Origin of the sequence: Ideonella sp. (assembly GCF_041287625.1) — a bacterium.
Lineage (GTDB): Bacteria > Pseudomonadota > Gammaproteobacteria > Burkholderiales > Burkholderiaceae_C > Ideonella.
In genome coordinates this window covers 25,220-43,722 of sequence record NZ_JBGGNH010000050.1, presented here as the reverse complement: position 1 = coordinate 43,722, position 18,503 = coordinate 25,220, and the positions used below count along the sequence as shown (strand labels likewise).

Sequence of the window (18,503 nt, the reverse complement as noted above, 5' to 3'; positions counted from 1 at the left end):
CCTGGCGCTTGGCGCCAGGCTTCGGCTCAGGGCGCCAGGACCGGCGCGCCGCTGCGGCTCAACGTGGGCGTGCCGGCGCTCAGGCGCTGGCTGCCGCTGGTGACCTGCCAGGTCGTCGACAGGCTCTCCACCGTGCTCGGCGCGGTGATGGTGTCGACGTTCCAGAACTCGCAGACGATGCGGCTCGCATCGATGTCCAGCAGCATGTAGCCGCGCCGGTTCAGGTCGATGTGCTTGAAGTGCGGGTTCTGCGACTTCAGGTAGCCGGCGATCTGGTTGGTCGGATCGTCGATGCCTGGCGAGGTCACCGAGGTGCCGACGAATTCGACCGCTGCCGAGCCGGCACCGGTGCTGGCGTTGTAGCCGCCGCTGGCCAGGTCGCTGTTGTTCGGGTCCTGGCTCAGGTCGGCCGCCCAGGCGCTGTGGATGTCGCCGGTCAGCACCACCACGTTGCCCACTGCTGCGTGTTGCGTCGTGCCCTTGAGCACCTTGTAGATGCGGTCCCGCTGGGGCTGGTAGCCGTCCCACTGGTCCTGGTTCAGGAAGGCGCCACCGCCGGCGGCATTGGCCGCGCCCTGGGCCTTGAGCTGGGCGAACATCACGCCCTGGCCCAGCAGGCGCCAGCTGGTGGTGGACTTGCGCAGGCCCTTGGTCAGCCACTGCTCCTCGGTGTCGCCCAGCAGCGTGCGGCTCGGGTCCAGGAAGTCGCCGGTCTGCGTGAAGCCCAGGCCCAGCGGGGTGGGCACGGTGGCCGGCAGTTGCTCGCTGCGGGCGTTGACGCGCTCTTCCAGCATGTACAGGTCGACCAGGTTGCCAAAGCGCACATTGCGGTTGTTGCGGCGCGGGTTGTCCTTGTCGACCATGCGCACCGGCATCCACTCGTAGTAGGCCTGCAGCGCGGCGGCCACGCGGTCCGGCCAGTTGCCTTCGCCGGGGTTCTGGTTCTCGGCGCCGTCCTTCCATGCATTGTTCGCGGTCTCGTGGTCATCCCAGATGGCGATCATCGGGTGCTGGCGGTGCATGGCCTGCGCGTCGGGGTCGGTCTTGTACTGGGCGTGGCGCATGCGGTAGTCGGCCAGGCTCAGGATCTCGGTCGAGGGCTGCAGCTTGCGCAGGCTGCCGTACTGGCCGTCGGCGTATTCGTAGAGGTAGTCGCCCAGGTGCAGCACCGCGTCCAGGTCGGCACGCTCGGCAATGCGGCCGTAGGCATTGAAGTAGCCGTAGGCGTAGTTCGAGCAGCTGACCACCGCCAGGCGCAGCTGGTCCACGCTGCCGGCGGGCAGGGTGCGGGTGCGGCCGACCGGGGAAAGCTTGTCCAGGTGGCTGAACTGGTAGTAGTAGGTGGTGCCGGGTTGAAGGCCGCTCACGTCGACCTTGACGGTGAAGTCGCGGCCGGGCGTGGTCGTCACCTGGCCGGTGGTGACCACGTCGCTCAGGGCCGGGTCGCGGGCGACCACGTAGCTGGCGTAGACCTTGTCTTTGGGCTGCGTGGGCGTCACGCGGGTCCACAAGATGACGCGGTCGCTCAGCGGGTCGCCGCTGGCCACGCCGTGCTGGAAGGCGCCCTTGTAGCTGCCGGCCTGGGCGTCCAGCGACAGCGCGGGCAGGGCCGCGATGGCCACGGCAGCGGAACTGGAGCGCTTGAAAAAGTCGCGGCGGCTGGTGCCTTGCGGCGCGGGCTTGACGGAGCTGGGGCGTCCCATGATGACTTCCTTGAGGTGGCCGGCGACGGCCGGCTCGAACTGAGCGCCTCACGGTAGTTGGGGGTTTTGACAGCGTGTTGACACGGCTTGCCGTGCGGATCACCGTGGTTTTTCGGGCTGTTTTTCAGCTCAAGTCCTGGCGCCGCCCGGGCACCATCTCGGTCAACCATGGCTGATTCCGCCCAAGACCGCAACTTACCGGCTTCTTCCAAGAAGAAGAGCAAGGCCCGCGAAGAAGGCCAGGTCCCCCGATCGCGGGACCTGGGTCATTTCACCGCGCTGGCCGCTGGTGGCGCAGGGCTGGCCGCGATTGCCGTGCCGCTCTCAGGCTGGCTGCAGCAGATGCTGGCGAGCGCGCTGCGCTTCGACCGCGCCACCGTGGCCGACCCCGCCGCGATGGGCGCGCAGCTCAGCGGCATGATGATCAAGGCCCTGCTGGTCATCGTGCCCATGGGCCTGGTGATGGCCGGCGTCGGCATCCTCACGGCGGTGCTGTCCGGCGGCTGGAACATGAGCTTCAAGGTGCTGGAGCCCAGCTTCGGCAAGCTCAACCCCATCTCCGGGCTGGGCCGCATGTTCGCCAAGCAGCACCTGATCGACGTCGGCAAGATGCTGGTGATGGCCTTGCTGCTCGGCAGCGTTGGCTACTTCTACCTCAAGGCCCAGTTCATGGGCATGGTCAGCCTGATGGCCGTGCCGCTGCCCAGCGCCGTGGGCCAGCTCGCCAGCACGATGGCCGGCGGCTTCGGGCTGCTGCTGCTGGTGCTGGGCGTGTGGGCCTTGATCGACGTTCCCCTGCAGCACCACCTGTGGCTGGAGAAGCTCAAGATGAGCCGCGAGGAAGTCAAGCAGGAACACAAGGACGCGGAAGGCAACGTCGAGGTCAAGGCCAAGATCCGGGCCCGCATGCGCGAGATGGTCAAGAAACGCATGCTGGCCGCCGTGCCCACGGCCGACCTGATCGTCATGAACCCGACCCACTACGCCGTCGCGCTGAAGTACGACGAATCCCAGATGGGCGCGCCCCGCGTGGTCGCCAAGGGCGCGGATCTGCTGGCCCTGAAGATCCGCGACATTGCCCGCGAATCCAAGGTGCCTGTGCTGCAAGCCCCGCCGCTGGCGCGTGCGCTTTATGCCCACTGCGAACTGGACCACGAGGTGCCCGCCGCGCTGTTCGCCGCCGTCGCCCAGGTGCTGGCCTGGGTCTACCAGCTGCGCGGCAAGCCCGGCTACATCGCCCCGCCGGAAGTGCACGTGCCGCCAGAGCTGGATCCGCACAATGCGCCAGGCAGGAAGATGCCGACGGATGAGGATGGCGAGTAACGCTCGTCCAGGGGCTCGATGTTCGAGTTGTATTGACAACGAATATACATCGGCGGCAGAATTTGCATATCTGACGTATATACAAAGAGGAGCGCCCCATGCGTGACGCCGCCATCAACCTGCGAGCCTTGCCTGAGCAGCGTGACCTCATCGATCACGCTGCCAGCTTGCTTGGCAAGAACCGTTCGGACTTCATGCTCGAAGCGGCTTGCGAGCGTGCCAAAGCCGTGGTGCTGGATCAGGTTTTCTTCAACCTGGACGCGGACAAGTTCAAGCAATTCACCGCGATGCTCGACGCCCCTCCCGCTCCCAACCCGGGACTTGAACGCCTGATGGCTGTCAAGGCACCCTGGCGCACTGGCGCGGCATGAGCTTGGCGCTGAGCGCGCCACAACCGTTGGCGGCCACCCATCTGCTCGACGAATTCGCCTGCGGGGAAGCCAGCCTTGATGAGTGGCTCAAGCGCCGAGCCATGGCAAACCAATTGAGCGGCGCCAGTCGCACTTTCGTCGTCGCAGAACAGGATGGCCGAGTCTGTGGCTACTACGCAATGGCGGCGGGTGCGGTTGCGCACCAGATGGCCACGAGCGGCGTGCGACGGAACATGCCCGACCCAGTGCCGGTCATGGTGCTGGCCAGGCTCGCCATTGACCACCGCGGCCAGGGCATCAAGCTTGGCGCTGCACTGCTTCAAGACGCAGTCCATCGGGCCGTGGCGGTGTCGCAGAACGCCGGTGTGCGCGCCCTGCTTGTTCACGCCCTGCACGACCGCGCAAAGCAGTTCTACCTGCATTACGGCTTCCAGGAATCACCGCAGCACCCGATGACATTGATGCTGCGGTTGAGCACGGCAAAGGCTTGAAGCTGTTTTGACGGTGACGGCGCTGGCGGCGTCAAAGCGAGCCTGCGCCGCGAAGACGCTGCCGGTCCGGAGCGTCATGGCTCAAGCCTCCGGCTTGTGGCAAACCGCTTCGATGTTGTGCCCGTCCGGGCCGATCACGAAGGCCGCGTAATAGTTCGCGTGGTACTTCGGGCGCAGGCCAGGCGGGCCGTTGTCCTTTCCGCCGGCTTCCAGCGCCGCACGGTAGAAGGTATCCACTTGCTGGCGACTCTCTGCCACGAACGCCAGGTGCAGGTGCGCCGGCTTCTCCTTGGTTTCGAACAGGCACAACGAAACCTCGCCGTCCGGGTGGTAGAGCTCGATGCCGTAGGCAGGCTCGCCTTCCGAACCCGCCACCACGCCCAGCGGTGCAAGTGCCTGGAGGTAGAACAACTTGCTCGCCGCGTAGTCGCTGGCGCCGAATTTGACGTGGTCGAACATGAGGCCCCCGAGATGTGCGGCCAATTGCACTACGAATTGGCTGGCAGTCCAACCATCGCGAGCAAGACTTGGCCTGTGGCTGAGATCAGCCCCGGCCGCCGCTGTCCAGCTGCGCGCGCAATGTTGCGATCTCCGCGGCTTGGTGGTCACGCGCAGTGACTGCGCCCACCAGCTCCATCTCGGCGGCCAGCCGGGCGTCGGATTCGGCCGCCGTGTTCGCCACCTGACGTTCCAGCTGCGCCCGCAGGTCGGCCAGCTGGGCGTCCTTGCCCTGGATCGCCAGCTGGTCCTTGGCCTTGCCGACCAGCGCGTCGGCCGCGATGTCGCGCGCCTGGCGCAGCTCCACGGTCAGCCGCGCAATGCGGGCCTCGCGCTCGGTGAGCGTGGCCCGCGTCCGGGCCAGCTCGGCCTCGGCCTCGCCGCTCAATGCCAGCAGGGAGGCCAAGTCACTTTCGGTCTGGGCTTGCGCGTCACGTTGGCCGGCGGCGGCCTGGTCCATCAGCTGCTGTGCCCAGTCGCCCAGCGCGGTGATCAGTGCCACTGGCGGCGCCACGTTGATCGGCTCAGCCGGCTCTGCCTGCGCCGCGCGCCAGGCGCTCAGGTGCTGGTGCAGCACCTGCGTCGGGCCGGCTTCCTTTTGCGTGCCGGCCAAGGCTTCGCGCAGTGCGCGCAGGTCCACCGGCAATCCGTCGTCCGCCAGCCCCTGAGCGGCTGCCGCGACGTCGTCGTAGGTGAGAGGCGAAGGGTGGGAAGCTTTGTCCAGTGATTGCTGATCAGCCATGTCGTCCAGTTCCAGTCGGGGCGCGCGGCGGCAAGAACGTAGAAACGCCCACCAACCCGCTCGCCAGCACCTGACACGCTATCTGGTTCCTCCGCGCGGCACGCATCAGTAAGCCAGGGCTATCAGGCCCAACTCTTGGCTTTCGGCGCCTGCAGCGGCTTCAAAACCAGGAAAGGAAAACAAGGCAGGCGCGGCGCATAAAAATAAATGGGGTCAGAGTCAATTTATCTTGCGGCAGCAGGCGAGCAAGGCACGGCCGGATCCAGATAAATTGACTCTGACCCCATTTATTTTTGAACCGTGGCCGTACTGCCTACCTGATTTGATCCGTCACGCGGCCAAAGGCAAAGATTTGGCGAAAACCAGAATTCGAGTTTCGACCGCAGCCCCGTGGAATGGCTTCGCCTCGCCGGTAGGTTCGAATCCCAATTTCGACCAGAAGCGACGAGCGCGCTCGTTCGTTTCAATGATGCCCAATTTCATTTGCCGATAGCCCCAGGGCGCCACCCACTTCTCAACTTCACGGAACGCCAGCGATCCAAGCCCGCGTCCTTCGTTGCTTTCGGACAAAAGCAGCAGCCCGATGAACGCAGATTCAGCGCCCGGGTAGGCGCGTATCAGATCAACGCATCCCACCAGCCGCTCGTGCTCGTAGACGCCGAAAACCAGCTTGTCTTCGTATGTCTTCCCCTTCGGGCACATCGTGAACACCTTCGCGGCAGCGTCATTTGCCGCCAGCGATCCGGTGGACAAGATCGAGAAGCGGGGTGAGTCTTCGAAAATGAGTTGCAGCGCCTTGATCTCTTCGGGCGTGCCGGTCAGTTGGCGAAGCGTGATCATCCTCTCACGCCTGCTCTGACTGCGCAGGGTACAGATGCGTGCAGAACTTCCACTCGCTCAACGGTTGGTCATCAATGTATACCGTCGGCTTGGCGAGGAATGCTTCAAAGCAATGCGAAATTCCCAGTTCTTCGGCGGTGTCCTTGCAGTATTCGGCGCCGCCAGAACTCCAGAGATACAAGATCGCACCTTCCTGCTTCAATCTCCGAACGTCGTCAATGACAGCAGGCATGGGGATGCGTTTGGTGCCAACGGAGCGAACCAGCGTGTCGTCAATGTCCACGTAGATGATTTTGTTCATATGCGGGGAGTTTCAGAATTGAAATTTACATTGAAAAATTTCGATCGGGTCTTACTTTGGAATGCTTGCGCCTGCAACTTAAGCGGATGTCGTAATGCAAGACTTGATCCTCGTTTCGCAATTCTGACCCAATTCATGCTTGACCCTCAATTATCCCGCATACTGCCAAATGGTATTAAGTTTCTTTTGCGTAAGTCCTACTTATTATGTCGCTTCATTGTAGTAGTCGTGAACAGGAAATCCGTATTCTCCACGACCGCCGTTCACCAAGAAGCAAAATTTGGTGATGCGCTCTGGTGTGTTGTGAAACATATCAAAATATTTGGCCCAACCAAAAAAGTACAGTTTCTTCGCATTGGTTCGTACTTGTTCCGATATAGATACGTCGAGGGGTGAGGTCGCGGGAATGCGCGGGCCATTGAACATCTGCTTTGGTGCAAGGAAACCTCTAGCGATCGGACTGGCATCCTCGGGGAAAACGAAATCGGCAGGTAGTTCGCCATCGGTGACAACATAGTCAATGTACGTACGCAATTCTCGAGTAGGCGTGTTTCCTCCACTTGTCCAACCAACGCCAAAGTACGCGCCGCCTTCGTCGGTCGTGAACCAGTAAGGCGTGGCATGAACGAACGCGCGATTGCTACCTAACGCTGCAGTCGCGTTGTCCTTCGCTGCCTCGGCCGCGCTGCTGGCAATGGCCATAGCCTCCTTTGTGTCTGCAGTTTGCTGTACTGCAGTCTCCTTCGCGTGAGTAGCCAATCTATAAGTGGCCAACCACATAAGTGCAGTGAAAATGGCTAACACTAAAGTAAAAATTGCGAGTGCGACAGTGCTCCATGTAAGTAATCTATCAAGCATTTGCTTCTCATGTTCAAAAATGCATGGTCCGGCGAATTTTGTTCTGTTCTGCTGGCGGTGCCTGTCGCAGACAGTTGGCCATCGGAGGTGCCAGATAGTACCTTTTTATTTTCATCGATGACACGAGTCGATTTTGAAAGCTCTATCTGCTGAACGACTGAAGATGCAGCAGAGGTTGGTGTGCCGGACGCAGCTACAGGGGTGCTGCAAAGCGCTAGCGCTAGCGTGAGAAAGGTCGCAAACACGAGTAAAGGGTTTGCAGCTTTCGGAGTGTGTACTGTTGTTATTGTCATAATAATATATTACAAGCCCCCAGGGTTTGCCTTTGCTGCGCGGTTGATTTTGCGGTGCTACTCTGTAGCAATGGTGGGGTATATATCAGAATCAAGCTAAGGAATATTTATTTGCAAGGCCGAGACATTTCGCAATGTCAAGGGCCCTGCTCATAAGCTGATTCAATGGATGAAAGTGCACCGCCGACAGCAATAGGGGTAATCTTGAATTCGCAGTTTGGACATATATAACTATGGCGCTCGTGCGCGCTGAGAATGTATAATTTTCTCTCCTGAAAGCACTTCGCGCACGCCCAATGCTTTGCTGTGACGATGGAGCTGCAGTGCTTGTAGACCTGCACAAAATGCCGCTGCTCCACGCCGACAGCTTGGAGAAAGTAGTTTTTCGCTTGAGCGTCCCAGTTTCGAATATTGGCAAGCTCATTCTTTAGCTCCTCAATTTCGGCGGCGAGCGCAGCCTGTTTTTCCTGACTTTGCAGGGCGATAGCGGTGGCTGCGAAAAGCTTTGAATTGACCTCGGAAACCGCCGCAACAAGTTCGTTATAGTTTGAAAGGCCGTGGGCTGCTTTGACAAGCTCTAGTGCATTTCTAGTGCTTGAGATCGCGGCGGAAATCTCAGCGAACATGATTGAAGGTCCTGTTATGTGTTGGTGGGCGTGCAGTAAATATTAGAAACTATGCGTTAGCAACGTAGTTTTGTAGCTTGCTGAAGGTTGATTTCATTTGGCCGCCTGCCCATGAATGGTTATTGTGAACCATAAGTTAGTTGGCCAAAAGTGGGCTTGTTGCAGATTCTGAGGGCTGTACTTGGTTTTGCCAATAGAGCGCTGGCGTCGCAATCTACGGTCATCCCTCGGAGGATGGATGCAGGCCCGAAATTTGACGGCGACTTGGATCAAGTCAGGGAGCATGTTCACGGCTGCGTAGTAGCCACCCCACCCCAAAACAGGCCCCTTTCCCCCCGCTTATCCGCCTCAAGCCCCACCCCCTCCCGCGGCACCATGGCGGGGCACCTGATTGCTGCCCAAGCCACGCCCACATGAACGCTCTCACCCTCCAACTGAAGAACCTCTTCGGCGAGAACACGGCCATGATCAAGGCGCTGATGGCGCCGTTGTTCATCGTCATGGTGCTGTCCATGATGGTGCTGCCGTTGCCGGCGTTTGCGCTGGACGTGCTGTTCACTTTCAACATCGCGATGTCGCTGATGGTGATGCTGGTGGCGGCCAACATGATCAAGCCGCTGGACTTTGCGGCGTTCCCTACCGTGCTGCTGGTGACGACGCTGCTGCGGCTGTCGCTGAACGTGGCGTCCACCCGCGTGGTGCTGGTGCAGGGGCACACCGGCACGGGCGCTGCGGGCAAGGTGATCGAGGCGTTCGGGCACTTCCTGATCGGTGGCAACTTCGCGGTTGGCCTGATCGTGTTCGCAATCCTGGTGGTCATCAACTTCGTGGTGGTGACCAAGGGTGCGGAGCGCATTGCGGAAGTCGGCGCGCGTTTCACTTTGGACGCGATGCCCGGCAAGCAGATGGCGATTGACGCTGACCTGAACGCCGGCTTGATCGACGAGAAGGAAGCCAAGAAGCGGCGCGCCGAAGTGAGCGAAGAAGCGGACTTCTTCGGCTCCATGGACGGTGCCCTGAAGTTCGTGCGCGGCGACGCGATGGCCGGCATGTTGATCCTGGTGATCAACATCGTGGGCGGCTTCATCATCGGTGTGGCCCAGCACGGGTTGTCGGTCTCCGAGGCGGCCAGCTCGTACATCCTGCTGGCGGTGGGTGACGCGCTGGTGGCGCAGATTCCCGGCCTGCTGATCTCGGTCGCCGCGGCCATGGTGGTGTCGCGCGTCGGCTCCGGCGAAGACACCGGCAGCCAGATTCGCAACCAGATGTTCACCTCGCCGCGCTCGCTGGGGCTGACGGCGGCCATCATCGGCGCGCTGGGCCTGATTCCAGGCATGCCCAACATCGTTTTCCTGGCCATGGCCAGCCTGATCGGCTACTACGCCTGGTGGTTGACCAAGCGCCAGAAGGAAGAGGCCACCGAGGCGACCCGGCCGGTGGTGGACAACGCACCGGCCTCGAACGCCGAGGCCACCTGGGACGACCTGCAGCCGGTGGACACCCTCGGCCTGGAAGTGGGCTACCGCTTGATCGCGCTGGTGGACAAGGCACGCCAGGGCGACCTGCTGGGGCGCATCAAGGGCGTGCGCAAGAAGTTCGCCCAGGAAGTGGGTTTCCTGCCGCCGTCTGTGCACATCCGCGACAACCTGGACCTCAAGCCCAGCATGTACCGCGTCACGCTGCGCGGCGCCACCATCGGCGAGGGCGAGGCCTATCCGGGCATGTACCTGGCGATCAACCCTGGCGGCAATGCGCCGCAGCTGCCCGGCACCAAGACGGTGGACCCGGCCTTCGGGCTGCCGGCGGTGTGGATAGAGGAACGCCAGAAGGAGCAGGCCCAAATGGCTGGATTTACGGTGGTTGATTGCTCGACCGTGGTAGCCACCCATCTTTCACACTTGATGCAAATGAACGCGGCCAAGTTGCTGGGCAGAACCGAAGCCCAGGCCCTGGTCGAACATGTCACCAAGCTCGCTCCCAAACTCATCGAAGACGTGATTCCCAAGATGGTCGGCATCGCTACCTTGCAAAAAGTCCTCCAGCTGCTGCTGGAAGAGGGCGTGCACATCCGCGATTTCCGCTCCATCGTCGAATGCCTGGCCGAACACGCCAGCGTGGTGACCGACCCGGCCGAACTGGCCCGCCGCATCCGCATCCACCTGGCCCCGGCCATCGTGCAGCAGATCTACGGCCCGGCCAAGGAGCTCGACGTGATCGCGCTGGAACCCGAACTCGAGCGCCTGGTGACCCAGGCCCTGAACTCGCCGCACGGCGCCGCGCTGGATCCGGGCGTGGCCGACACGCTGACCCGCCAGGCGGCGGAGAGCGCGAAGAAGCAGGAGAACCTGGGCCACCCGGCCTGCCTGCTGGTGCCGGACGCACTGCGCGCCCCGCTGGCGCGCCTGCTCAAGCGGGCGGCACCGCGCCTGAAGGTGCTGGCCCACAGCGAGATTCCGGAAACGCATTCGATCCGCATCGGCTCGATCATCGGAGGTGCAGCATGACCTCGGTGTCTTCGGCTCAAGGTAGTTGCCGCATCACCGCCTTCATGGCGGCCGCGCAGGAGCAAGCAGCATGAACGTCAAGAGATTCACCGCGCGCACGTCGCGCGAGGCCTTCGCCCTGGTGCGCCAGGCCTTTGGCGAAGACGCGGTTGTGCTGTCTACCAAACCTTGCGCAGAAGGCATGGAAGTGCTGGCGATGGCGCCGGACTCGGTCGAGCAGCTGGAGCGTGTCTCCAGCCAGGCCGCCGCGCCGGCTGCTGGCCGCCCGGCGGCCCGTGAATCGCTGGCTGCGCGTGCCGAGCGCCTGCAGGCCGAGCGTGCAGCGCCCGGCCGCCGCCTGGCCGACCGCCTGCCGCCCCCGGCTGCCGAACCTTCGCCGATGGAACACGACCTGGGCGCTGGCGTGAACGACGACGTCGAACAGCTGGCGATGAGCACGCTGTCCTTCCAGGACTATGTGCGCGACCGCATGCTGCGCCGCCGCCAGGCCGCGATCGACAGCAGCGCCGAGCCGCAGTACGAGCCGCCAGCGCCTGCACCGCAACAACCGGTGGCCCGCGCCCAGGCACCGGTGCAGCCGCAGGCGCCGCAGCGCGCCCCGGCGCCCACGGCGGCAATGCTGGCCCAGGCGCCCACGCTGTCGGCCCGCATGTCGGTGCCGGCACCCGCGGCGCCTGTGCGCCGCGGCCCGGTGCGCCGCCAGCCCGATCACATCGGCATGGACATTCCCACGCTGGGCGAGCCGGTGGGCCAGCAGCGCGACCAGATCGACATGGTCAACGAACTGCGCTCGATGAAGGGCCTGATCGAAGAACGCTTCGGCACGCTGGCCTTCATGGAGAAGCTGCAGCGCGAGCCGCGCCAGGCCGTGCTGTCGCAAAAGCTGATGGACTCCGGCTTCACGCCAGGCCTGACGCGCAAGCTGGTCGAGTCCCTGCCCGCAGGCACCACCGACGAACTGGCCTGGGCCACCACGGTGCTGGAGCGCAACCTGCTGACCGGCGAACAGGAGCCGGCCCTGGAAGAGCAGGGTGGCGTGTTCGCGATGATCGGTTCCACCGGCGTGGGCAAGACCACCACCACCGCCAAGCTGGCTGCCGCCTTTGCCACCGCGCACGGCGCCAACCACCTCGGCCTGATCACGCTGGACGCCTACCGCGTGGGCGCCCACGAGCAGCTGCGCGCCTATGGCCGCATCCTCGGCGTGCCGGTGCACACCGCCCATGACCGCGCTTCGCTGGAGGACCTGCTGGACCTGCTGTCGGGCAAGAAGATGGTCCTGATCGACACCGCCGGCATGGCCCAGCGCGACGCGCGCTGCCGCGAACTGCTGGAGATGCTGCAGCACCGCTCGATCCAGCGCCTGCTGGTGATCGATGCTTCGTCGCAAGGCGAAACCATTGACGACGTGATGACCGCCTGGCGCGCCGCGCAGTGCAAGGGCGTGATCCTCTCCAAGCTCGACGAAGCCGTGAAGCTGGCCCCCGCGCTGGACGCCGTGATCCGCCACCGCATGAAGGTGCTGGGCGTGGCCAACGGCCAGCGCGTGCCGGAAGACTGGCACCGCCTGTCGGCCAATGCGCTGATGCACCGTGCGATGCGTGGCGGCGGCAGCGCGGCCTACCGCGTCGATGCCAACGACGTGCAGCTGGTCTTCTCGGCCCTGCACCGCCCGGCCGCAGCCCCCGGCGCCGCGCCGATGCAGCGTCTGTAACCCCAGTGAATGCCAGCAGCCGTATGAACGCCTTCACCTCTTCCCCGTCCGACCAGGCCGACGGCCTGCGCCGCCTGTTTTCCGGCCAGCAAGTGCAGATCGTGCCTGTCGTCGCCAACCCGCATGTGGACATGGCCGCCGTGATGCTGGAGCGCCTGAGCCTGGCCTTCGCCGAGCTGGGTGCCCATGCCCTGGTGCTGGACGCTGCCGACAGTTCGCCGCTGCCCAACGAGCTGATCGACATGGACCTGCCGTCCTGCATCGAACGCCTGGGCGACAGCGTCTCCTACCTGGCTGCCCGCGGCCTGCCGCGCCGCCACGTCAACAGCCGCGGCTCCAGCGAAGCCTGGCTCGCCGCGGTCGAACAGGCTGCGCCGTTTGCCCACGTCATCATCGTGCACGCCGAGGCGCGTGACCTGTGCCGCCTGCTGGGCGCGCGCGAGGTCTGCCCGGTGCTGATGGCCGGCCTCGAATCGGTCAGCCTCACCGAGGCCTATGCCGCGATGAAGCTGCTCTCGCAGCGCCTCGGGCTGATGGCTTTTGACCTGCTGGTCGGCATGGCCTCGCGGCCGCGCCGCGCCGAGCGCGTGGCCGATCGCCTGTCCAGCTGCGCCGACAACTTCCTGGCTGCCGCGATGCGCAACTGGGCTGCGGTCGACCGTGACATTGCGCTGAACAAGCCCGCCTCGCCCGAGTTGTCCCAGCTGGCGGAAGACCAGTTGACTGGCCTGGCCGCGCCTTCCTCCTTCGCCCCCAGTCCGGCGCTTGCCGGCCAGGGCGCCTCACTTTCCCTGGATTGATAGACGGAGACTGCATTCATGTACACCGCCACCGGCCGTCTCGACGCCAATGCGTTGCTCAAGCAGTACAGCCCTCTGGTGCGCCGCCTCGCGCACCAGATGATTGCCAAGCTGCCTGCGAACGTCGAGATCGATGACCTGATCCAGGTCGGCATGATCGGGCTGAACGACGCACTGGGCCGCTTCGACGTCGGCCAGGGCGTGCAGTTCGAGACCTTTGCCACCCAGCGCATCCGCGGCGCCATGCTCGACGAGCTGCGCGGCACCGACTGGATGAGCCGCGGCAACCGCCGCCAGCAACGCGAGATCGAAGCCGCCGTGCATCGACTCGAACAGCAGCTCGGCCGCCCGCCGCAGGAAAGCGAAATCGCCAAGGAAATGGGCGTCTCGCTGGATGCCTACCAGGACACGCTGACCAAGGTGCGCGGCACCCAGCTGGTCTACCTGGAAGACATGTCGGGCGACGAAGGCGGCGACGAATACCTGGACCGCCACGTGGCCGACGCGGAAGCCAACCCGCTGGCCATGCTGCAGGACCACCGCATGCGCGAGGCCCTGGTCGAAGCCATCAAGAACCTGCCCGAGCGCGAACAGTACGTGATGAGCATGTACTACGAGCACGACATGAACCTGAAGGAAATCGCCGCCGTGCTCGGCGTCACCGAATCCCGCGTCTGCCAGCTGCACAGCCAGTCCATCGCCCGCCTGCGGGTCAAGCTGCGCGCCTGGTAAGTCCCGTTTTTCCGGCCATGCCTGGTGCATGGCCGCCCCCGTCGAAAGAGCCGTTGTTGGGAACCAGTGGCACAACCACCAGGCAGTGCCTCGGCACTCTGAGGTTGGCAGTCTCAACCCACCCGGTTGATCGCATTGTTTTCGTGTTGACTCCTCCTCCGACTTGCACAAGAAGTCGTTAGAGCCCCGCGCTGCTGTCCGGCCCGGGGCTTTCTTTTTGGCTACGCCGCGCCGCATGCCTAGCGCGACAGCCAGCGCGACAGCAGCCGGGTGTAGCGCGGCATGATCAGGTAGGTCATCAGGAACACGGTGGCCGTGGAGACGAGCAGATTGCCGGCCAGGCGGCCCCAGGGCGTGGGCCAGCCGTGCACCAGGGGGCCGATCAGCAGGCCGAGCACGGTGGTCAGCGGAAAGATCACCGACAGCGTGGCCAGCGCCTGTTTCGCGCGGCGTGGTGCCGGCATCGCGGCGCGCGGCTCGAACCAGAATTCCAGCCCGGTGACGGTCTTGACCTCTTCCGGCGCTGCCAGCAGGGGCTCGGCGTCCCGCAGCAGGGACTGGCGCGCTTCGGAGCGGAACCAGTCGTCGGCGTGGGCGATGGTGTCGAACTGCAGGGCGATGGTGTAGAGCGTCTCACCAGGCGCAGGCGGGACCACATGCACCCCGCGGTGGCCAGGAAAGCGCGCTGCGATCAGGATGATGCGGTGCAGCCAGGCCTCGTATTCGGTGTGCAGCGCCGGGTTCACGCGCTGGCGGATGACCGCGGTGACCATCTCCGACTGGGGCAAGGCCTGCTCGGCCACCTGGCGCAGGTCTGCGGAGCGCAACTCCGGGCGTCTTTCGTCGGTGGCGCGCGCCGGCGGCTTCTGAGGGGGCTTGTCCATGCCGCCACTGTGCGCGCTCACGGTCAGCTTCGCCTCGTCCGAACGGGTGACGTCGCGCGCTCCCCAAAGCGCGGGTCGGGGTACTCAGCAACGCTGGCCCTGGTTCAGCTGCCGCGCCATTCAAAGGGGTTGAGCAACGCCACTTCCAATTGCGAGAAATCGGCCACATTGCGCGTGACCGCCACGAGCTTGTGCCGTTTGGCAGTGGCCGCGATCATCGCGTCTTCGTAAAGCGTGTCCGAGCGGCGATGCATCAGCTTGGCCCAGATGCGGAACGTTTCGGCGTCCATCGGCAGCACCTGGTACGCCGCTGCCAACTGATCGGCCCAGCGCTCGATCTCTTCGGCCTTTGCGGTGTCTTGCTCGCGGGTGAGTTCGATGCCGGCCTGGATCTCGCCAAGGCTGACGGCCGAAAGAAACAGATCGGTCTCAGCCACCGATTCGAGCCACGCGACCACTGCGCCGTGCGGCCGCGGGCGGCGCAGTTCGGAAATGATGTTGGTGTCCAGCAGGTACATGCCGGCTCACCGCATCGGTTCGATGCGACGCCGCCGCGCCGTGCCCCGCGCGGGCACCAACAACTCGGTGCGTGCCTCGTCCGACAACAGCAAGGACTTCAGCGAAGGCTTGGCCGAGGCATGCAGGCGACGCCATTCGGCAATCGGCACCAGCACCGCGGTTTCGGCACCGCGCTTGGTCACCATCTGCGGGCCATCGGCCAGGCAGGCTTCCAGGAACTCGCTGAACTTCGCTTTCGCGTCTTGAACCGGCCAAGTCTTCATGGTGCGCCTTCTGACTAGTTTAGTGACTAGTCTATCAGCTGCCCGGCTCTCAACTCAGCCCGCCTTCTTGTCCCAGGCGTCACACCAGCCCGCCGCCGCCACGTCCTTGTCGATGAACAGCCCGCAGCCGCCGTCGGTGTCGCCCGGCGCGCCGGCGTAGAGGCTGCAGTTGGCGCAGGTCTGGCCGGGGACGTATTTGGGCACCTTGGCGCGGTCGACCTTGCCTGCGTCGCGCTTGTAGTGGATCTCCACCGCGGTGGGGTCGTCTTCCTGCAGGTGGGTGAGTTGCTGGGCCCGGGCCGGGCTGGCCTGCCAGGCGGCCAAGGCAGCGAAGGTGACCAGGGGCACGCGGGCGATGGCGTCGCGGCGGTTCATGGCCGGGGCTTCAGACGGGGACGGGTGTGAAGCCGGCGTCCTCGATCGCTGCCTGCAAGGCCTGCAGCGGCGCGCTGCCGGTTTCGATCTCCACGCGGTGCTGCGCCAGGTCCACCTGCACCTTGGCTTGCGCGTCCACCGCCTGCACGGCGCGCGTCACGCTGGCCACGCAGTGGCCGCAGGTCATGTCCTTGACTTCGAATGCCACCATGGTGGGCTCCTTTGATGTGGATGAAGAAAGTGGCGGGGCCATGCGCCCATGCTGCGCCAAGTTTGAAGCTTCCGGCAGTGGCAAGGTCAAGCCTGTGGCGACCAAGACCCTTCTGGGTCAAAGATGGCCGCTTGACCTTACCACCGTTGGAATCCTGAGAATCGACGCCAACTGCCTGATGATCCATTTTCGCGCCGGAGCCCTCGGAATGATTGCTGTCACTGCCACCGTCTCGCCCGCCAAGGCACCGCCCCCGGGGCTGGTGCAGCTCGACGTGACGGGCATGAGCTGCGCCTCCTGCGTGGCGCGGGTCGAGAAGGCCTTGCTGAAGGTGCCGGGCGTGTCGTCGGCTGCGGTGAACCTGGCCACCGAGCGGGCCTCGGTGCGGGCCTTGCCCAGTGTGCCGGTGGCGGTGCTGGCCGCTGCGGTGGAAAAGGCCGGCTACGGCGCCAGCGTGGTGCCCGAGACGCCGGCACCTGCGCCCGCTGCGCCGCGCTGGCCCAGCTGGTGGCCGGTGGCCGTGGGGGCGCTGCTGACGCTGCCGCTGCTCACGCCGATGCTGCTCGAACTGTTCGGCCTGCACTGGATGCTGGGCGGCGCCTGGCAGCTGGCGCTGGCCACCCCCGTGCAGTTCGGCCTGGGCGCGCGCTTCTACCGCGCCGGCTGGAAGGCGCTGCGGGCAGGCGCCGGCAACATGGACCTGCTGGTGGCGCTGGGCACCTCGGCAGCCTACGGGCTGTCGCTCTATGAGCTGTGGCGCCACGGCGGCCACGGCATGGCGCACCTGTACTTCGAGTCCTCGGCGGCCGTCATCACGCTGGTGCTGCTGGGCAAGTGGCTGGAAGCCCGCGCCAAGCGGCAGACGGCCGATGCGATCCGCGCGCTGAACGCGCTGCGGCCCAGCACGGCCCGCGTGCGGCGTGGCGGGCAGGAGCTGTCGCTGCCGGTGGCGCAGGTCGTCGTGGGTGACCTGGTGGTCGTGAAGCCGGGCGAGCGGGTGCCGGTGGACGGCAAGGTCACCGAAGGCCATAGCCACCTGGACGAATCTCTGCTGACCGGCGAGAGCCTGCCGGTGGCCAAGGGCGTGGGCGAGCATGTGACCGGCGGCGCGATCAACGGCGAAGGCCTGCTGCTGGTGCTCACGCAGGCCGTGGGCGCCGAAACCACGCTGGCCCGCATCATCCGCATGGTTGAGTCCGCCCAGGCGGCCAAGGCGCCGATCCAGCGCATCGTCGACCAGGTCAGCGCCGTCTTCGTGCCAGTGGTGCTGGGCATTGCCTTGCTCACGCTGCTCGGCTGGGCCGGGGCCACCGGCGACTGGGAACGGGCGCTGATCAACGCGGTGGCGGTGCTGGTCATTGCCTGCCCCTGCGCGCTGGGCCTGGCCACGCCCACCGCCATCATGGCCGGCACCGGCGTGGCCGCGCGCCAAGGCATCCTGATCAAGGATGCCGAGGCGCTGGAGGTGGCCCATGGCGTCACCACCGTGGTCTTCGACAAGACCGGCACGTTGACGGCCGGCAAGCCCACGCTGGTGGCCGCCGAGCCCGTGCCGGGCGTGTCGCGCGACGAACTGCTGCGCCTGGCCGCCGCGCTGCAACAGACCAGCGACCACCCGCTGGCGCGCGCCGTGCTGCACGCTGCGCCGAAAGCCTTGCCTGCCGCGCAGGCCGCCCGCGCGCTCCCTGGCCGCGGCCTGGAAGCCACCGTCGAAGGCCAGTTGCTGGCGCTGGGCAGCAGCCGGCTGTTGCAGGAGCGTGGCCTGGTGGCTGGCGCGCTTTCCGCACAGGCGGAAGAACTCGCGAAGGAAGGCCGCACGTTGTCCTGGTTGATGGTCCAGGAAACTGCGGGCGGCTCGCGGCTGCTCGGCCTGCTGGCCTTTGGGGACACGGTCAAGCCAGGCGCGCTTGAGGCCGTGCAGCGGCTGCACGCGCTGGGCCTGAAGACGCTGCTGCTGACGGGCGACAACGCCGGCAGTGCGCAGGCGGTGGCCCAGGCGCTGGGCATTCGCGAAGTGCGTGCCGACGTGCTGCCGGGCGACAAGGCGGCCGTCATCGAAGCCCTGCGCGCGGCCGGCGAGCGCGTGGCGATGGTGGGTGACGGCATCAACGACGCCCCCGCGCTGGCCGCGGCCGACGTGGGCATGGCCATGGGCACCGGCACCGACGTGGCAATGGAAGCCGCCGGCATCACGCTGATGCGCGGCGACACCCGGCTGGTGGCCGACGCGATCGACGTCTCGCGCCGCACCTACGCGAAGATCCGCCAGGGCCTGTTCTGGGCCTTTGCCTACAACGTGCTCGGCATTCCGCTCGCCGCGGCCGGCCTGCTCAGCCCGGTGATTGCCGGCGCGGCGATGGCCTTCAGCAGCGTCAGCGTGGTCAGCAATGCGCTGCTGCTGCGGCGCTGGCGCGGCGCCGCCGATGACCTTCCCGAATGACCCCGCGAACCCAGG

General features: G+C 65.1%; 20 protein-coding genes. 8 read left to right on the top strand and 12 right to left on the bottom strand.

Annotated features, from left to right (window positions below):
- Positions 1-26: 26 nt before the first annotated feature.
- Entirely contained in the window at positions 27-1,703 is a 1,677-nt protein-coding gene (locus tag ACAH41_RS18940) for an alkaline phosphatase (protein WP_370538411.1), read from the bottom strand.
- 168 nt (positions 1,704-1,871) lie between these two features.
- On the opposite strand from ACAH41_RS18940, the gene flhB reads away from it, so the two are divergent.
- From flhB to ACAH41_RS18925, 3 genes are all read left to right on the top strand, one after another.
- A complete protein-coding gene (flhB, locus tag ACAH41_RS18935; protein ID WP_325656398.1) occupies positions 1,872-3,026 on the top strand; it encodes a flagellar biosynthesis protein FlhB in 1,155 nt (384 codons plus the stop codon).
- Between the two features lie 98 nt (positions 3,027-3,124).
- A complete protein-coding gene (locus ACAH41_RS18930; protein ID WP_325656400.1) occupies positions 3,125-3,397 on the top strand; it encodes a DUF1778 domain-containing protein in 273 nt (90 codons plus the stop codon).
- Positions 3,394-3,888: a GNAT family N-acetyltransferase gene (locus ACAH41_RS18925; protein WP_325656405.1), complete on the top strand. Its 495-nt coding sequence runs from the start codon at positions 3,394-3,396 to the stop codon at positions 3,886-3,888. Before ACAH41_RS18930 ends, ACAH41_RS18925 begins: the two co-directional genes overlap by 4 nt.
- An 81-nt stretch (positions 3,889-3,969) precedes the next feature.
- Here the strand turns inward: ACAH41_RS18925 and ACAH41_RS18920 are convergent, their stop codons facing one another.
- The 6 genes from ACAH41_RS18920 to ACAH41_RS18895 form a co-directional block, all read right to left on the bottom strand.
- A complete protein-coding gene (locus ACAH41_RS18920) occupies positions 3,970-4,347 on the bottom strand; it encodes a VOC family protein (protein WP_325656407.1) in 378 nt (125 codons plus the stop codon).
- Between the two features lie 85 nt (positions 4,348-4,432).
- Positions 4,433-5,128 (bottom strand): hypothetical protein, encoded by a 696-nt coding sequence (locus ACAH41_RS18915; RefSeq protein WP_325656409.1) that lies wholly within the window; start codon positions 5,126-5,128, stop codon positions 4,433-4,435.
- A 330-nt stretch (positions 5,129-5,458) separates the two neighbouring features.
- Positions 5,459-5,968, bottom strand: a complete 510-nt coding sequence (locus tag ACAH41_RS18910; protein WP_325656411.1) for a GNAT family N-acetyltransferase — start codon at positions 5,966-5,968, stop codon at positions 5,459-5,461.
- Between the two features lie 4 nt (positions 5,969-5,972).
- A complete protein-coding gene (locus ACAH41_RS18905; protein ID WP_325656413.1) occupies positions 5,973-6,269 on the bottom strand; it encodes a DUF705 domain-containing protein in 297 nt (98 codons plus the stop codon).
- A 204-nt stretch (positions 6,270-6,473) separates the two neighbouring features.
- The gene (locus ACAH41_RS18900; protein ID WP_325656415.1) at positions 6,474-6,971 is read right to left on the bottom strand and encodes a hypothetical protein; all 498 of its coding nucleotides are present in this window, start codon (positions 6,969-6,971) and stop codon (positions 6,474-6,476) included.
- A gap of 586 nt (positions 6,972-7,557) precedes the next feature.
- Entirely contained in the window at positions 7,558-8,046 is a 489-nt protein-coding gene (locus ACAH41_RS18895; protein ID WP_325656417.1) for a hypothetical protein, read from the bottom strand.
- Positions 8,047-8,510: 464 nt separating this feature from the next.
- Between ACAH41_RS18895 and flhA the strand changes: the two genes are divergently transcribed.
- The 4 genes from flhA to ACAH41_RS18875 all read left to right on the top strand — a co-directional run bounded on the left by flhA (position 8,511) and on the right by ACAH41_RS18875 (position 13,796).
- On the top strand, positions 8,511-10,550 hold the full coding sequence (gene flhA, locus ACAH41_RS18890; protein WP_370538413.1) for a flagellar biosynthesis protein FlhA: 2,040 nt from the start codon (positions 8,511-8,513) through the stop codon (positions 10,548-10,550).
- Between the two features lie 70 nt (positions 10,551-10,620).
- Complete coding sequence (gene flhF / locus ACAH41_RS18885; RefSeq protein ID WP_325656421.1) at positions 10,621-12,264, top strand: flagellar biosynthesis protein FlhF; 1,644 nt, start codon at positions 10,621-10,623, stop codon at positions 12,262-12,264.
- Positions 12,265-12,287: 23 nt separating this feature from the next.
- Positions 12,288-13,064 (top strand): flagellar biosynthesis protein, encoded by a 777-nt coding sequence (locus ACAH41_RS18880; RefSeq protein WP_325656423.1) that lies wholly within the window; start codon positions 12,288-12,290, stop codon positions 13,062-13,064.
- Between the two features lie 18 nt (positions 13,065-13,082).
- The gene (locus tag ACAH41_RS18875) at positions 13,083-13,796 is read left to right on the top strand and encodes an RNA polymerase sigma factor FliA (protein ID WP_141286913.1); all 714 of its coding nucleotides are present in this window, start codon (positions 13,083-13,085) and stop codon (positions 13,794-13,796) included.
- 239 nt (positions 13,797-14,035) lie between these two features.
- Here the strand turns inward: ACAH41_RS18875 and ACAH41_RS18870 are convergent, their stop codons facing one another.
- The 5 genes from ACAH41_RS18870 to ACAH41_RS18850 form a co-directional block, all read right to left on the bottom strand.
- On the bottom strand, positions 14,036-14,680 hold the full coding sequence (locus ACAH41_RS18870) for an antibiotic biosynthesis monooxygenase (protein ID WP_325653198.1): 645 nt from the start codon (positions 14,678-14,680) through the stop codon (positions 14,036-14,038).
- 104 nt (positions 14,681-14,784) lie between these two features.
- On the bottom strand, positions 14,785-15,198 hold the full coding sequence (locus ACAH41_RS18865) for a type II toxin-antitoxin system VapC family toxin (RefSeq protein ID WP_325653200.1): 414 nt from the start codon (positions 15,196-15,198) through the stop codon (positions 14,785-14,787).
- Between the two features lie 6 nt (positions 15,199-15,204).
- A complete protein-coding gene (locus tag ACAH41_RS18860; protein ID WP_325653202.1) occupies positions 15,205-15,462 on the bottom strand; it encodes a type II toxin-antitoxin system Phd/YefM family antitoxin in 258 nt (85 codons plus the stop codon).
- A 54-nt stretch (positions 15,463-15,516) separates the two neighbouring features.
- Positions 15,517-15,837: a high-potential iron-sulfur protein gene (locus tag ACAH41_RS18855; protein ID WP_325653204.1), complete on the bottom strand. Its 321-nt coding sequence runs from the start codon at positions 15,835-15,837 to the stop codon at positions 15,517-15,519.
- A 10-nt stretch (positions 15,838-15,847) separates the two neighbouring features.
- Entirely contained in the window at positions 15,848-16,048 is a 201-nt protein-coding gene (locus tag ACAH41_RS18850; protein ID WP_231011856.1) for a heavy-metal-associated domain-containing protein, read from the bottom strand.
- Positions 16,049-16,256: 208 nt separating this feature from the next.
- Here ACAH41_RS18850 and ACAH41_RS18845 point away from each other — a divergent pair, with 208 nt between their 5' ends.
- Positions 16,257-18,488 (top strand): heavy metal translocating P-type ATPase, encoded by a 2,232-nt coding sequence (locus tag ACAH41_RS18845; protein WP_325653207.1) that lies wholly within the window; start codon positions 16,257-16,259, stop codon positions 18,486-18,488.
- The last annotated feature ends 15 nt before the right edge of the window (positions 18,489-18,503 follow it).